At 39.9% G+C, this 15,386-nt stretch carries 13 protein-coding genes and 1 pseudogene; 7 read left to right on the top strand and 7 right to left on the bottom strand.

All coding sequences use genetic code 11. From position 1 onward, the window contains the following. Positions 1 to 139 precede the first annotated feature (139 nt). From INP95_RS09905 to INP95_RS02345, 4 genes are read left to right on the top strand one after another with little or no spacing between them, the layout of a single operon-like run. A complete protein-coding gene (locus INP95_RS09905) occupies positions 140 to 2,044 on the top strand; it encodes a VENN motif pre-toxin domain-containing protein (RefSeq protein WP_197560818.1) in 1,905 nt (634 codons plus the stop codon). A 9-nt stretch (positions 2,045 to 2,053) separates the two neighbouring features. Continuing rightward, complete coding sequence (locus INP95_RS02355; protein WP_049369770.1) at positions 2,054 to 2,461, top strand: DUF5376 family protein; 408 nt, start codon at positions 2,054 to 2,056, stop codon at positions 2,459 to 2,461. Continuing rightward, positions 2,458 to 2,808 (top strand): EndoU domain-containing protein, encoded by a 351-nt coding sequence (locus tag INP95_RS02350; protein ID WP_049369769.1) that lies wholly within the window; start codon positions 2,458 to 2,460, stop codon positions 2,806 to 2,808. Before INP95_RS02355 ends, INP95_RS02350 begins: the two co-directional genes overlap by 4 nt. Positions 2,809 to 2,810: 2 nt before the next feature. Then, complete coding sequence (locus INP95_RS02345; RefSeq protein WP_049369768.1) at positions 2,811 to 3,185, top strand: DUF5376 family protein; 375 nt, start codon at positions 2,811 to 2,813, stop codon at positions 3,183 to 3,185. Between the two features lie 91 nt (positions 3,186 to 3,276). Here the strand turns inward: INP95_RS02345 and purT (INP95_RS09830) are convergent. Then, positions 3,277 to 3,417, bottom strand: a pseudogene (purT, locus tag INP95_RS09830) (phosphoribosylglycinamide formyltransferase 2); the annotation flags it as partial. A 19-nt stretch (positions 3,418 to 3,436) separates the two neighbouring features. Between purT (INP95_RS09830) and INP95_RS02340 the strand changes: the two are divergent. Beyond that, positions 3,437 to 5,350, top strand: coding sequence for a VENN motif pre-toxin domain-containing protein (locus INP95_RS02340; protein ID WP_232088523.1), 1,914 nt, complete (start codon positions 3,437 to 3,439; stop codon positions 5,348 to 5,350). Positions 5,351 to 5,367: 17 nt separating this feature from the next. Continuing rightward, positions 5,368 to 6,312 carry an immunity 49 family protein gene (locus INP95_RS02335; protein ID WP_197560817.1) on the top strand — a complete coding sequence of 315 codons (945 nt, stop codon included), beginning with the start codon at positions 5,368 to 5,370 and terminating at the stop codon, positions 6,310 to 6,312. 90 nt (positions 6,313 to 6,402) lie between these two features. Here the strand turns inward: INP95_RS02335 and purT (INP95_RS02330) are convergent, their stop codons facing one another. The 4 genes from purT (INP95_RS02330) to INP95_RS02315 all read right to left on the bottom strand — a co-directional run bounded on the left by purT (INP95_RS02330) (position 6,403) and on the right by INP95_RS02315 (position 9,432). Beyond that, on the bottom strand, positions 6,403 to 7,584 hold the full coding sequence (gene purT / locus INP95_RS02330) for a formate-dependent phosphoribosylglycinamide formyltransferase (protein WP_197560816.1): 1,182 nt from the start codon (positions 7,582 to 7,584) through the stop codon (positions 6,403 to 6,405). 9 nt (positions 7,585 to 7,593) lie between these two features. Further along, positions 7,594 to 8,097, bottom strand: coding sequence for an S-ribosylhomocysteine lyase (gene luxS / locus INP95_RS02325; RefSeq protein WP_049369677.1), 504 nt, complete (start codon positions 8,095 to 8,097; stop codon positions 7,594 to 7,596). 256 nt (positions 8,098 to 8,353) lie between these two features. Then, the gene (locus tag INP95_RS02320) at positions 8,354 to 8,833 is read right to left on the bottom strand and encodes a YqaA family protein (RefSeq protein WP_049372968.1); all 480 of its coding nucleotides are present in this window, start codon (positions 8,831 to 8,833) and stop codon (positions 8,354 to 8,356) included. Then, positions 8,833 to 9,432, bottom strand: a complete 600-nt coding sequence (locus INP95_RS02315; RefSeq protein ID WP_049365078.1) for a beta-phosphoglucomutase family hydrolase — start codon at positions 9,430 to 9,432, stop codon at positions 8,833 to 8,835. The genes INP95_RS02320 and INP95_RS02315 overlap by 1 nt, the downstream gene beginning before the upstream one ends. Positions 9,433 to 9,543: 111 nt before the next feature. Between INP95_RS02315 and INP95_RS02310 the strand changes: the two genes are divergently transcribed. Beyond that, complete coding sequence (locus INP95_RS02310; protein WP_111315842.1) at positions 9,544 to 9,909, top strand: hypothetical protein; 366 nt, start codon at positions 9,544 to 9,546, stop codon at positions 9,907 to 9,909. 22 nt (positions 9,910 to 9,931) lie between these two features. On the opposite strand, the gene ppx is transcribed toward INP95_RS02310, so the two are convergent. Together ppx and tamB are read right to left on the bottom strand one after the other, a co-directional pair. Beyond that, complete coding sequence (gene ppx, locus INP95_RS02305) at positions 9,932 to 11,476, bottom strand: exopolyphosphatase (protein WP_197560815.1); 1,545 nt, start codon at positions 11,474 to 11,476, stop codon at positions 9,932 to 9,934. An 8-nt stretch (positions 11,477 to 11,484) separates the two neighbouring features. After that, positions 11,485 to 15,384: an autotransporter assembly complex protein TamB gene (gene tamB / locus INP95_RS02300; protein WP_420026392.1), complete on the bottom strand. Its 3,900-nt coding sequence runs from the start codon at positions 15,382 to 15,384 to the stop codon at positions 11,485 to 11,487. Between the last annotated feature and the right edge of the window lie 2 nt (positions 15,385 to 15,386).

Raw genomic sequence — 15,386 nt, 5'->3', positions numbered from 1 at the left:
TACAGGCAAAACGGTACAAGAAGAAATTGCTGCGATAAAAACAGATATCACTACAGAGAGTGCACAAAGCCAAAGTGGTAAATTAGAGAATCGTTTTAATAAAGATGATGTTCAAAAAGAACTTGATTTCCAACGTGAGGTGACAGAGAAATTTGGACCAAATGTCGTGGAAGCTGGAAGTTTGCTTGCTAATAAATTTGGCGAAGAAGCGAAGGCGAAGCGTAATGCAGCCGCAATTGCCTTAGAAGAAGCAGAAAAAGCCAAGGCAGAAAACAACAACGAAACGAACCAAGCTTTAGCCAAACAAGCACGAGATAATTTTGAGACAGCGAGTCGCGAAGCCAAAGAATGGGAAACGGGTGGAAGTCAACGTCTTGTCATTGATTCGGCATTAAATGTTATCAGCACAGCTTTAGCCGGCAGACCGGCAGCGGAAGTGGTGGCTTCAGGATTATCACCTGCGGTGAATAATCAAATTAAGAAAGCGACAACAGATGCAAAAGGCAATGTGAATACGGCTCTCAATTTGACTGCTCATGCACTTTGGGGCGCGGTAGAGGCTTATGCGGGCAATCGTAATGTTGCTGCGGGTGCGGCAGGTGCAGCAGGTGGAGAGGCGGCAGCTCATTTTCTTTCCTCGACACTTTATGATAAATCACCTGAAAAGCTTAGCGAAGAAGAAAAACGTACTGTATCGTCTTTAAGCCAAGTGGCAGCGGGTATTGCTGGTGGTAGTTTATCAGATAGCTCTGATGGGGCGATTATTGCAGCTAAGACAGCGAAAGATGCGGTGGAGAATAATTATTTAAAACCATCTGATTTAGTTGAAGCAGAAAGAAAATATAAAGCTTGTAAAGGTGATTCTGATTGCGAAATGAGAGTGGTCGAGGAAACTAATGAGCTTAGTAAAAAACGGAATCAAGAACTGGATGAATATCGTCAATCCCTTGAGCGGGAGCTTCTCGCAGCAAAACGCAGCGCAGAGCAACAATGTGCAGGTAATTCAGATTGTTATCTAGCCTATTCACAGGAAGCGAATAAGCATTTTAAAGAACAACTTAATGCTTATTTGGCTCATGTATCAGAAGGTAAGGATTTTGAGTCCCTAGCAAGAAATTATTATCCAGATGATGCCTATTTTCGTTCAATTTGGTATGGCTTAACAAATTCAGGGCCACAAAAAACGAAGGAAAGTTTAAAATCAGCGAAAGATTATATTGATAATACATCTTTCGGTGAGGTATTAGATGATACCTTGCGCATAGGTGAGAAACTTGTTCGTCTACCAAAAGAATGGATTGAGCAAGATATCCCTGCGCATTCTGTTGAGAAAGCGCTACGTGAGATGACAGATGGAAATCCTCAAGATGTGGGAGAGGTCTTCTTTGGTTTAACAACCGGTGCTGCAACGGTCTCTGTGGCTGGAAAAACTATGAAATGGATTGGGGGTAAGTGGGTTCGTTCACCAGATGTGGATTATTCAAGGGATAATACAAATCTAGGAGTAAATCGAAATAAAGGATTAAATGAAAGGATTTCTAATCGCCAAAAAGACTTTTATTTAAATGAACAGAATTTAAATAGAGAAGCTAATGAGTTGGCGAAAAATATTAAATTACCAATTTCTGATAAAGTGTTAGAAAAACATATTATTAATGGTGAGCCAAAAGGTAGTTTCTTTAAAGGAGGACACACCACACTCGGAAATGTAAAAGTGGAAAAAGTAATTAAAGAATATGCAAACGGTGTTTATGAGGCTAAAGTTTCTATTCCAAATCCTAGGGCTTTAAAAGATCCAAATGCGAAGCCATTTTTAGAAAAATCTGGTAAGGAAAAAGATAGTGTATCAACAATGTTTCCAAGAACTTGGACTCAGGATAGATTAAAAGTTGAATTGGAGCATGCATTTAAAAATGCTAGCAAAGTTCCTAGTACTAAGTCTGAGTGGAAAGGAGTGACAAAATCAGGAGTTGAAGTTCGTTGGTATGTTAAGGAAAATGGAAAAATCGACACTATTTATCCTAAGGCTCCTAGTTATAATTAGGAAAAGTATATGAAATTATTATTTAAGTTTGATGATTCAAGTTTTTATAAATCAACTTGTGTGTTTTTAAATGATGAAAATCACTCCTGGAGAGATGAATATGTACGTATATATTTAGATACTTTAAATTTTGATAGTAGTATTACATTAGCCGATTTATCTATAGATAAAGATTATGTTAGTACGGATGTGATGGATGCAGTAATAGATAAGGATAAGGTATATTTGGGATTCTCCTTGTATTTACCTGAAGATAGACCTGCAGATTATGATCCTAGTGAGGAAAAGTATTATATTGTAGATAGAGAGGAATTAACGTATTTGGCTAGACGGTGGTATAGTTTCATTCAAAGACCTGTAGAGTTAAAGCAGCCAGATTACCAAGAAATTATCGACTCAGAGGATGCTTATAAATGACAGTCATGATCGGTGGCCATTCCACCTTAGGTAATATCCGTGTTGATCGGATATTATACACTTATCCAAATGGCGTATATTTAGCACAGATTTCCGCCTTTGATAGTGAAACTAATCAATATATTGCTAAAACTAACAATAATGGGGAGACCTTGATGTTTCCTCAAACGTGGACGGCAGATCGTATCAAAGTAGAAATTAATTCTGCTTATATGAATCAAGTAGATGATTTAGATCCTATTCGTAAAGCTGAAGGTATGTGGGTTGGCATTTCAAATTCAGGCGTGCGTATAGAAGGTTATACCTATCCTGTCGTCACCGCTTTTCCAAGTGCTGAGCAGGAGTAAAGATGAAACTTGTTTTTACGTATATTCAGCATAAAGGTCAAATTATTCCAACTTGCTATTTAGAAGAAAATCATCAACTAAATCCACTAACCGGCTATTTGAATGATCCAATGGGTGGTCCAAATTATTTCTCTTTTTTAGATCATTCATTGTCAATCTTAACAGATGAGATGACTCAAGAAGCGGATATCTCCTCTAATTCTTGGGGCGTTGAGGTGATGAACGATCAAGTGAATTTTTATTTCCTTTTTGCCCAAGAAGAGGAATCACTTTATCTCACTTTACCGCGTGGAATTATGATTGATGTGTTGAGGTTATGGCTGATTTTCCGAAGTCAAGAACCCGAAGAAGGCTTAACACAGCGCTTAGAATTTTAAGTTAAAAGTGCGGTCAATTTTCAAAGAGTTTTAAAACCTCTCAAAATTGACCGCACTTTTTATTTTCAACGATACTTAAGTTGAGCAAATCTTATAATTTCACATCCAACTTCGCGTAAGCGCGCTCTACTTTTTCCAATGCTTTTTCTATGGAAATATCACGAGCGAGTAAGATACCTAAGCGGCGATGGTCATTTATTTCTCTTTTGCCGAAAATGTGAATATTACTATTAAACCTAAACCCTGCATTGGTGTATGGTAAAGATTCCGATAGCCAATCTAGCACAACAAAAAGTGGTATTAATACACAAAATATCATAATTAAAGATGAAGCAGAGCAATTAAAACGTACAGGCAAAACGGTACAAGATAAAATTGCTGCGATAAAAACAGATATCACTACAGAGAGTGCACAAAGTCAAAGTGGTAAATTAGAGAATCGTTTTAATAAAGATGATGTTCAAAAAGAACTTGATTTCCAACGTGAGGTGACAGAGAAATTTGGACCAAATGTCGCGGAAGCTGGAAGTTTGCTTGCTAATAAATTTGGCGAAGAAGCGAAGGCGAAGCGTAATGCAGCCGCAATTGCCTTAGAAGAAGCAGAAAAAGCCAAGGCAGAAAACAACAACGAAACGAACCAAGCTTTAGCCAAACAAGCACGAGATAATTTTGAGACAGCGAGTCGCGAAGCCAAAGAATGGGAAACGGGTGGAAGTCAACGTCTTGTCATTGATTCGGCATTAAATGTTATCAGCACAGCTTTAGCCGGCAGACCGGCAGCGGAAGTGGTGGCTTCAGGATTATCACCTGCGGTGAATAACCAAATTAAGAAAGCGACCACAGATGCAAAAGGTAATGTAAATACCGCTCTCAATTTGACTGCTCATGCACTTTGGGGCGCGGTAGAGGCTTATGCGGGCAACCGTAATGTTGCTGCTGGTGCGGCGGGTGCAGCAGGTGGAGAGGCAGCGGCTCATTTCCTTGCCTCGACACTTTACAATAAATCACCTGAAAAGCTTAGTGAAGAAGAAAAACGTACGGTATCGTCTTTAAGTCAGGTAGCAGCAGGTATTGCTGGTGGTAGTTTATCAGATAGCTCTGATGGGGCGATTATTGCGGCTAAGACAGCGAAAGATGCGGTAGAGAATAATGGCATGGCTGATGACGTTCATCCTAGTGATGAGCGTAAGCAAAACATTGAAATGTATGCCAAGGTTTTATTCAATGGAGATGAGGATAAAGCTAAAGAATATCAAGAAGGTCTAGAGCTTGCAGAAGCTCAGGGTCAAATTGATAGTGTTAAAGACACAGCGGATGCGGTTGTTAATTTAGATGATACCGTTGTATCTTTATGGGAAGCAATCTCAAATCCAGAGAAAACCTATAATAATGTTGTGGTCTCGTTGAAAGATTGGGATGAGGCTTATGCGCTTGCCCTTCAAGAAAATCCAAAACTCGCGGGTGAAATGCAAGGTTACCGCCAAGGTAAAATGAAAGGTGTTTCAACTGGAGGAGTGGTGCTAAGTGGTGCGGGATTGGCGTTAGTTAAGCCAATGGGAGCACTGAAAAACGGTGTGGTTGATTTTACTAAAAATCAAGTAAATAGAGTAGTTAATCACACTGTTTTGAATCGAGTAATTAATGAAGTTGATAATATCGCTGTATCAACTGATAAAGGATTTATCAATGCCACTAAAGTTTGTGGAGCAAGTTGTGAAATAAAAGCAACTAGTAAAGCTGAGCAAGCTTTAATCGATGACATTGTCAAAAATGGTGATATTAAAGGCGGAAAAACAGAGTCGTTAATTCATGGTTTAGCAAAACGTTCAGGTTATGAACCATTACAAGGCGGAAAATATGGCTCAAATAATGGTTTTGATCATGTGTTAGTGGGCAAAGATGGTTCAGTAGTCATTATTGATAGTAAACAAATAAAAGCTAATGGGGCAATTCAGGTGAGTTCTAAGGGGGTAGGAAACACCAATCAGTTGTCAAGTGAATGGATAAATGCAGTTTTGGATAAATTACCTAATAATGATCCAACTAAATTAGCAATAAAAAATGCGGAGCAGAATAGTAAATCAGTTAAAACAATTATAGCTGGTGTAGATAAATCAAATAGTAAAGTTGTGTTATTACCAGTGAAGATTCCTAATAAGAATTAGTCGTAAGAGGTGTAAATATGGAAAAGTATAAGGTTTTTTTAGGTAGTGAGATTGCTAAAACCTATGATGAAGCTAAGAATTTTACTCTAGCTAGAGTTGAGGAATATGTTAACTTCAATCATAAAGAATTATTTGCTACTTTAATTCCTATAGAAAATTTTACAGGAAATGTATTTCCTTTAGTTCATTATTTAAATGATTTTCATCGTGCATTAGCCTCTAAGCATTTATTAGAAAATGATATTTCAGGATTTAAAGAAAATGCTTCTATTGCAGGTTTCTTAGGTATTTTATCTAAGTATGATTTTCAATGGGCTTACAACGGGATTAATACAAATTTCTTTTTTATGATTTTGCTTTCAGATAATCAAAAGTTGATTGATTATTTAATTAAACATCGTGATGAAATTGTGGATATTTCAGTTCCCTATAAACGAACTGATACGAGACCTTTTTTTAATGCGAACACTTTATTGGCGTTAAGTGGCGATTGGCAATTATTAAAAGAGCGCGCACTCACGTTCTTAAATGATGAGAAAAAAGCCCGTAGCGATTTAAAGCGCATTCCCGATCATGAATTTTATGTGGCACTAGCAGATAAAAATATAAAAGGAATGCAAGAGGCTTTAGATAAATTACTCGAACTTAAGCTTGCTAAACGAGCAGCAAAAGACACACTTTTACATTTTGATTTTTACTTGCAACCGCAAGTTTTAATGTATGCCAAAATCGCAGCAATCCACGGTTTTGATTTGGGTATTGATAGCCCTATAGCGCCAAAAGAATTGATTGATATAAATCCATTAGCAGAATATAAAATTCCTTATGATTTTATGAAATCATTTGATTTTGATGCGCCCCATCAAGTTTGGGTAAATTATGTCAAACAAAGAATGGAAGAAGCAAAGCAAAAGAAAGTTGAAAATAAAAAAGGATTTTGGGCTTCGCTGTTTGGTAGATAAGTCGGGAATAAGCATTAAAGTGCGGTCAAAAACATAAGCAATTTTGACCGCACTTTTGTATTTTCAGAACTACTTATATTTAAGCCAATCTTATAATTTCACATCCAACTTAGTGTAAGCAAGCTCTACTTTTTCTAATGCTTTTTCTACGGAAATATCACGGGCGAGTAAGACACCTAAACGGCGATGGCCATTGACTTCGCCTTTGCCGAAAATGCGAATATTGGTGTGGGGTTCTGCCAACACTTCAGCGATATTGCCAAATTGCACGTTTTTCGATTGACCTTCCACCACAATGGCTTTGGAAGCCGATGGGCTAATTAAGGTGATTTCTGGAATCGGTAGGCCTAAAATCGCACGGGCGTGTAAGGCGAACTCAGATAATTCTTGAGAAATTAGTGTGACCATTCCGGTATCATGTGGGCGAGGGGAGACTTCATTGAAGATCACCTCATCACCACACACAAACATTTCCACACCGAAAATACCACGACCACCTAATGCAGTGGTAATTTTCTCGGCAACATCTTGGGCTTTTTTCAACGCTACATCAGACATGGCTTGTGGCTGCCAAGATTCACGATAGTCGCCATCTTCTTGACGATGACCAATTGGCGCTAAGAAGCTGGTGCCATTAATGTGGCGAACGGTGAGCAAGGTGATTTCATAATCGAATTTAACAAACCCTTCTACAATCACGCGTCCCGCACCTGCTCGACCACCTTGTTGAGCGTAATCCCACGCTTTTTGTAAGTCGTCTTTGGATTTTAAAATACTTTGACCGTGGCCAGAAGAGGACATAATCGGTTTCACTACGCAAGGAATACCGATTTTTTCAACCGCACTTTGGAAGTCAGCAAAGTTATCGACAAATTGATAAGGTGAGGTTGGTAGGCCAAGCTCTTCAGCAGCTAAACGGCGAATACCTTCGCGATTCATCGTAAGCTTGGTGGCTTTGGCGGTAGGAACAACATTAAAACCCGCTTGTTCTAATTCAATCAGCGTATCAGTCGCGATGGCTTCTACTTCCGGCACGATGTAATCTGGGCGCTCTTTTTCCACTAAGGCTTTGAGTGCGACACCATCTAGCATGGAAATCGTATAAGCACGATGTGCCACTTGTTGTGCTGGGGCGTTTTCATAACGATCGACGGCAATCACTTCCACGCCTAAACGTTGTAATTCAATCACCACCTCTTTGCCCAGTTCACCGGAACCAAGCATCATCACTTTGATGGCATTCGGGGTTAATGCTGTACCTAGGGTTGTCATGTTGTGTCCTTATTTTAAGAAAGATTCATCAAGCGCTAAATCGTCATTTTTATTAATCCCTACACCGCGAGCAATCACATTTTTAGCAATTTCATGCGCTTCTTCTAAAGAATGCTCGGTGTAAGTTCCACATTGGTATTCGTTTAATTCAGGAATTTGGTTTTGATCTTGCACGGTTAAGATATCTTTCATGGAAGCTAACCATGCATCAGCCACTTGCTGCTCGTTTGGTGTGCCGATTAATGACATGTAAAAACCTGTGCGACAGCCCATTGGGGAAATATCGATGATTTCTACGCTGTCATTGTTTAAATGGTCACGCATGAAGCCCGCAAATAAATGCTCAAGGGTGTGAATCCCTTTTGGTGGGAGAATTTCTTTGTTTGGAATGCAAAAACGGAGATCAAAAACGGTGATGTTATCGCCCTTTGGGGTACGCATCGTTTTGGCAACACGCACGGCAGGTGCGTTCATACGGGTGTGATCCACTTTAAAACTGTCGAGTAATGGCATATTTATTTCCTTGAAAATCAGTGATTTGTAAATTAATTGCAAGTTTTTGTAAATTTTTTTACATTTTTTTACAATTTCTTTGAACTTTTCTTTTTAGCGTCGGTCTTATAGAACAAGCAACTTGCAGTTGTTTTAATAAAATTGGTTCCTTAGGTTATTTGCCCCTTACTCGATAAGGGGCGTTTTTTTATCTGTTGAATATCAATTCGTCTTTATTCTAGTCCACAACCAGGTTATGCACAAAGGCTATTCTCGGCTATGACACGAAAGGTAAACTGAAAAAGAGTAACGCAATATAACGCAGTCCTTTTCCAATCGTCATAAAAATCAAACAACTTAGCCAATTCAATCGAAGCCAACCGGCTACCGCGCAAAATACATCCCCGATAATAGGCAACCAGCTCAATAATAGAGTGATGGCACCATAGCGTTGTATTTTGTTTATTGCCCATAAAGTGCGGTCATTTTTGCTGTCAATTTTCGGAAACCATCGACCAATCCAGTAAGTGGTGAGGCTGCCAAGTGTATTGCCTGCGGTTGCCAGAAAAACAAGCCAAAAAATATCCGCACTTAATAATGACCCGACCAATACTTTTGGCACAGCAAGGGAGACAAACACAATTTCTGAATTGCCCGGCAAGATGGTGGCACTTAAGAACGCGCTGAAAAACATCAACCACAAACCATGGGTTTGCCAAAAATCAGCCCAAAAGCTGAAAGAGAAAATATCCCACATTAGGCTCTAATAATCTCACGCGTTCTGACATCAAACACATCCATCCCTGCATTTAATCCTGCTTTTACGCCGAGATCGGCATCTTCAAAGACGATGCAACGTGATGGTTCGGCTTTTGCCAGTTCTGCGCAGCGTAAAAAGGTTTCTGGATGCGGTTTATGTTCTTTCACATCATCAGCACTGACAATGGCGTTAAAGTAATGTTTGATATCTAATTTTTGCATCAACATATCAATGATTTGGCGGTTTGAACCAGAGCCAAGCGCAATTGGCTTTTGTTGATAGTAATGACGCACCACATCAAAGGTTGGGAGTAATTTTGATTCTGTTGGAATCAATTCATAGGAAAGTTTGCGTTTTGCTTGTATCACTTCATTTAAACGTTCTTGTGGCATACCGGCATCTTGCATAATGGCAGAGGCGATAGTGCTCACAGTTGCGCCACCTAAATCATACATAATTTGGCTGTTAAAACGATAACCAAATTGTTCCCCCACCATGTTCCACGCACGGGCGTGTACTGGCATGGTGTCGATTAAAGTGCCATCCATATCAAAAATAAGGCCGTCATATTTTTCAAAAAGTCTGTTATCTATCATTTATTGCTTTCCTAGTTCGTAAATTTTTTCACTTTGTTTCAATTTTGTGATCTGTGCACTGGTAATTTTATGAAATCGCGGTAAAGTTATCCTATCTTAAAAAGGAATGTTATGTCGTTACTCAAACAATTAACCCGTTGGAAAATTCGCGGTCAGATTGATCAGGACGTTATTGATATTATTCTGACTTTGCAAAGTCGCCTAGAACATCATTGGCGCATAGATGTGTCTATTCCGACCGTCATCACACTCTTATTGCATATTGCCAACAGCCTTGCCCGCTTAAAACGAGGGGGTTGCGTTTCCCCGCTTCATCAATCCTTTTATGATGAAATGCAAAGTGCGGCCATTTTCCCTGATGTTTTGGAAATTCACCACGATTTGCTTTCTTTTATTCCGCAAGACATTCCCGAAGCCGAGCAGAGCTATTATCTCGCCAATATTTATAGCTTGCTGTTGGAGCAAGATAAAAAATAAGGGCACGAAAGCCCCTATTTTATCAGTTAAAAATCAAACTGAGTTCTAAATCTTTGAGTAAATTGCTTTCTAAGCGCAAATCATTCCATACTAACGGATTATTATCCAAGTAATGTTTCTCAAAAGTCAGTTCCCAAGTCTGCAAAGAGCGGTCAATTCTGAGATTAATTTTGTCGGTGCTGTCTGTCGCTTGACGAGATTTATTTAAAATTACCGAAATGCGTAAAAGAAGCAGTAAAACAAGGACATCTTCATCCGCATAACGAGCAAAAATCGGTAAATCATTATTTTTAAATGCACCCGTGTGATAACGAACTAAATTTACCAATAAGCGTTGTTGTTCACGATCAAAACCCGGTAATTCCATATTCTGCAGAATATAAGCGGAATGTTTTTGCACATTGCGATGATTTATGACAATGCCAACTTCCAATAAACGCGCTGCCCAAATCAGCAGGTTTTTCATTTCATCAGCAAGATGCGGTTTTTGCCAATGGGTGTATTGGTCAATTAAGGTTTTCGCACTATTGGCCACGCGATCGGCTTGCACTAAATCTAAGTTAAATTGTTCGGCAAGTCCTAATGCAGTACGTGTACGGATGTCTGAAACTTGGAAGTTTTTTTCTAAGCTGTAAATCACCCCTTCACGCAAAGCGCCGTCAGAATAGCGCATATTTTCTAAGCCAAAAACGTCAAAAACTGCGCTTAAAATGGCTAATCCTGGCACAAATACATCCACGCGATCAGGGTTTAATCCTGCAATATTGAGCTCTTCAAAATGGGAAGCTTGTAAGGTTCGCTCGATTAAATTTTGTAAGCGTTCAGCCGTGATGATGCCGTTAGGATCAAGGGTTGCGGTAATCACTTGATAGACGGTTTTGATGGTGCCCGATGAGCCTAACACTGATTGCCACCCGAGCTTGCGATATTCCCAGCTTAAATCTTCAATTTTATTGACCGCACTTTGGCGAGCTTGCTCGAAGTTTTCTTTTGAAATTTCGCCATTCGGGAAGAATTTTTTGGCAAAGCTCACACAACCCATATGACGACTTTCTGCCACTAAGGGGGTGAAATCATCACCGATGATCATTTCGGTCGAGCCACCACCAATATCGATGACCAGTTTACGTCCGCTTTCAGGTTGAGTGTGGCAAACACCCGCATAAATGGTTTTGGCTTCTGTTTGACCGCTGATGATATTAATTGGATAAGGAAAGACAGCGGCAGCCTGACGTAAAAATTCGTCATTATTGACCGCTCTTCGTAAGGTATAAGTACCCACCACATTCACATCTTCTGGCGCAAAGCCTTGTAAGCGTTCAGCAAAAAGTGCAAGGCAATTTACACCGCGCTCAATGGCTTCTTGGCTTAATACATTGTGCTCGTCTAAGCCGTCGGCGAGCCTCACTTTTTGTTTTAAACGAGACAGCACCTGAATCGAGCCATTGATAATGCGCGCCACAATCATGTGGAAGCTGTTTGAGCCTAAATCAATGGCGGCAATCTCCCGGGCCTCACCTCGGTGATGAGGTTCTACGAGTTGAGCCAGTTGCTTGTCGTTATGCATGTCCTTTCCTAAAATTCAAATTTATACAATAAATCAAAAACTTGGTTTGTGCTGGTTACTGATTGGAAATAAAGTTGTGGCATTAAGCGGTAACGTAAGGTCACTTCGGCTAAGCCATCAAACAATCCTACACCATATTTCACTTGTAAGCGTTTACCAATATTACCACTAACTTGTACTTTGGAGCTATCCCCAACACCGGCAGTGCCTAAGTTTAAGTCTTGAATACCAAAGGCTTCACCAATACCGCCGACTACTTTACCACTTTTCGCTAAACCTAAGCCAAGTAATGCCGCACCCACAGAACCACTGGAACCTGCTTCACCGCTGTTTTCTAATGAGCGACCGGTTAATAAATAAGAAAGTGCCTGGTCTTGAGATTTGGCTGGATCAGAGAAAATCGTGACTTGTGGGCTAGACGCCAGACCAATCACTTTTACCCCCGCGGTCACTTTACTGTCTTCCATAGCCTCAGGGTTACGAATCGCTTCAATATTCAACATCGGCTGTGAAGGTAAACCAGAGAAGCTGATTTGTCCTTTACGAATTAATAAATCCTGTCCAAAAGAGGCATAACGACCATTTTTTAGGTTAATTTGACCAAATAATCCTAGCTTACCTTTATCCTGTTTCACCGAAAGTAAACCATCCAAATTCGTTTTTAAACCATAGGCATCTAAATGCACATCATCACCGATTTTAATTTTTAAATCAGATTGAATTTGCATCCCAGATTTCGTTTCTGAAGCAAATTGGCGATTAATGAGTTCTTCTTTACTTTTTCTTGGGCCATTTAAAATGACTTCATCTTCACTCACTGGTTCAGCATTGTCCGGTAAGCTTTCAATAGCAATTCTTGCCCAAGGGATATCCACATTACCACTCAAATCTAAGAGTTTTGGCGAGGCTTTGACAACCACATTCGGGCTGACTTTTAATTTCGCCATGGATGGAATATCGACTTTGAAATTATCTGCTTGCGCTCTGACTTCTGCCGTCCAATTATTCATGTGCGCCCAGTTAGCTTGTCCATTAATATTGAGCTTGCTATCTGGTGTTTGAACATGGCCATTTAAGGTTGAAGAGGTGCCATTAAAGCGAATTGCCACTTGGCCATCAGTCACATCAAAAGGCAGGCTTTTCAGTTTCGTTTTCACATTTCGAATATCAAAATTGCCGTTTAATAATGGTTTTTCTAAATTACCACCGAAACTTAAGCGAGAGACCACTTCACCATCTATGCTTTCACCGCTAGAGAAAAGTTGATTGGCTAAGGATAAGCGTAAACCTTCAATGGTAAAGGTACCGCCTAATTGACGACCTTTACTTAAATCATGAATTTTTAAGTCTGTGCCGATTCGACCTTGATTTTGAACGTTAATGTCAGATTTCAAGGTTAAATTGTTATTTTGAATATCGGCATTCACACTTAATTTAGGAATATCCAGCTTAAAGGTGCGGTAGTCTAATTTTTGTGCCACACCAATGTTATTTCCTTCCACTGCCACATTTAGTTGTAATGGTTTATCCGTGAACCATGCCACTTTACCTCGGCTTTGTAACTGGCCTTTGAGTGTATCTTGTTCCATCAATTTATTCACTAAATCTAAATTAATACGTTTAAGCTCAAAAGGGACTTCGCCGTTTTTCCCTGCTGTAAATTGTTGAGGGAAACACAGATCTAAGTCTTGGTTAATCCAGCAGTGTGAACCAATGGTGGCTTGGATTTTTTTATTGTCATAAGTCACCGGAATAGTTTGATTCACTTTAAAATCGCCGATAGGTGAGTTAAGGCTTACTTGGCTTAAATTACCTTTCCATTGCTGAGAAGTGCGGTCAAAATTCCCCGCGATTTGCAAATCAGCTGCAACGGGTTCACCTTTTGATTTTAAGGTGAGCGTATGATGTTTTTCATCACCCGATGCATTCAAATCAATATTATGCAATTTGATGCTATCGCCATAGCGGAAGTTTTCCGCTTTGACGGTAAGTTCACCTTTCACTTGCGGTTCACTCACAACATTACCTTTAATTAAGGCTTTGGATAAGTCTAATCCTTGGAAGTGCAAGCCTTGTGCCGTTAAATCGGTATTAATGCTTGGCGCAGTAAGCTTCCCTAAAATCTGTGCTTTACCAACGACTGAGCCCGCTAAATCTTGCCACAGACCACGTAAGCTTGGTGCGTTGATATCTAAATCTAGGTTTGATTTATCACCTAATGTACCTTTTGCTGCAATGCGGTTATCGCCATAGTTCAGCAATAGATCAGGAATGTTTAATAAGGTTTCATTACTTAAAAAGACACTACCTTTTAAGCTTAATGTGCGAGAGGAAAGACTACCGGTTAAATCCACGGTAGGCACATCCACTTTCCAATGATTGGAATCAGCGGAACCTTGTGAGCTCACTTTGCCTGATAATACGGCTGGCATGGCTGGCACATAAGGGCGAATGTTCATTTTGTTTAAATCAGCGGTCACATCCCATTGCGCGCCATCTTTCCAGTTTGATGAACCCGTTAAACGTGCCGTACCATCTAGGGCAGCAAGTTTTAATTCGTTGATGGTGACTTCGTAGAGTTTACCGTCTGCATTTAAATCAACGTGAGTATGAGGGATATGATCCATACCCTCAACGCCACCAACAACTTCTGCGTGATAATTCAATAAATCGCCCGTGAGTTTGATATCGACATCGTTAATTTTGAGCGGCGCTAGGCTGTCTGTAAAAGCATATTGACCTTTTTTCGCTTTTAATTGCAGATTTAATGGCATTTTATCTTCAGCCAGTTTCACATCACCTGTTAAGGTGGCATCAAGCACTCCCTGTGTGGTTAACGAAAATGCGGTCGTTTTTTTCAAGGAGCCCGATACATTGAGATCAACTTTGCTGGCAGGAAGAATGGTTTTGTCTTTTGATTTAAATGCCTGGAGATCAGATTTTAATGTGAGATCAACTGGAAAATCGTCATTGAGCTGGAGTTGCCCTTGGCTAGAAAGTGTACCAAGAGAGCTGTCAATGTCGAGTTTTTGTAATTTCACTAAATGATCGGTGGCATCTGCTTGCAATTCCTCTTTAGGCACAGTGATTTTTTGGATTTCTTCGCCTTTTTCATTGAGCGATTGATATTGCCAGTTTGTACCCAAAAAACTTGGAATGTGCATATCAAAAGGCAAGTTCACCGCATTTAAATTACCTAAAAAAGCCGGTGTGAGTGTTTGCTCAATTTGCGCCCAATCAACGGGTTTAGCGGGTTCTTTTTGCTCGGGCTGAGGGGGATTCGGTTGAGTTTGGGAGACCGTTGAGAAAAGCACGTCTGAAAGCGTGGTGGGCTCAAGGGTAAGGCCAGATTCATTGTTTAAACTGATCGCACTTTGAAAAGACGAAAACGTAATATTGCTTTGATCGAGTTTCATATCAAAGTCAGTAATCGCCACATTTTTCACTAGCACAGAAACCGGTAAATGGATTTTTTCCATTGGACCACTTTCCGTTTGTTTCTCTTCAGAAGGTGGCATTACACTGGTATCAATGGCAATTTTCGGCTGCGTTAAGCTGAGATCATCAACAATAATATCACCCGAAAGTAAACGAGCTAAATTCAGTTGTAATCGCGTTTTAGGGAGCGCCACATCTACGCCGGTTGTTTGAAAACGTAAATTTTCTAAGACTAAACCATCTTGTAAGCCACCGCTGACTTGCTCAATAGATAAGCTATCGAGCATTTTATCGGCGAGTTGAATAAGTGCACGTTGTCCACTATCAAAAGAAAGTGCTGTGACTAAGCCTAAAACAGGGACAAAAATGACCGCACTTCCGACACATAAAATTTTACGGCAGGTCTTTTTCTTTTTAACGGGTTGTGTGGTTTGGTTATCTGGTTGTTTTTCTTGTTCAGACATAGTCATAC

It is taken from the genome of Haemophilus parainfluenzae (genome assembly GCF_014931375.1).
GTDB lineage: Bacteria > Pseudomonadota > Gammaproteobacteria > Enterobacterales > Pasteurellaceae > Haemophilus_D.
The sequence above is the reverse complement of the archived record's forward strand: the minus strand, read 5'-3'. Positions and strand labels throughout refer to the sequence as shown.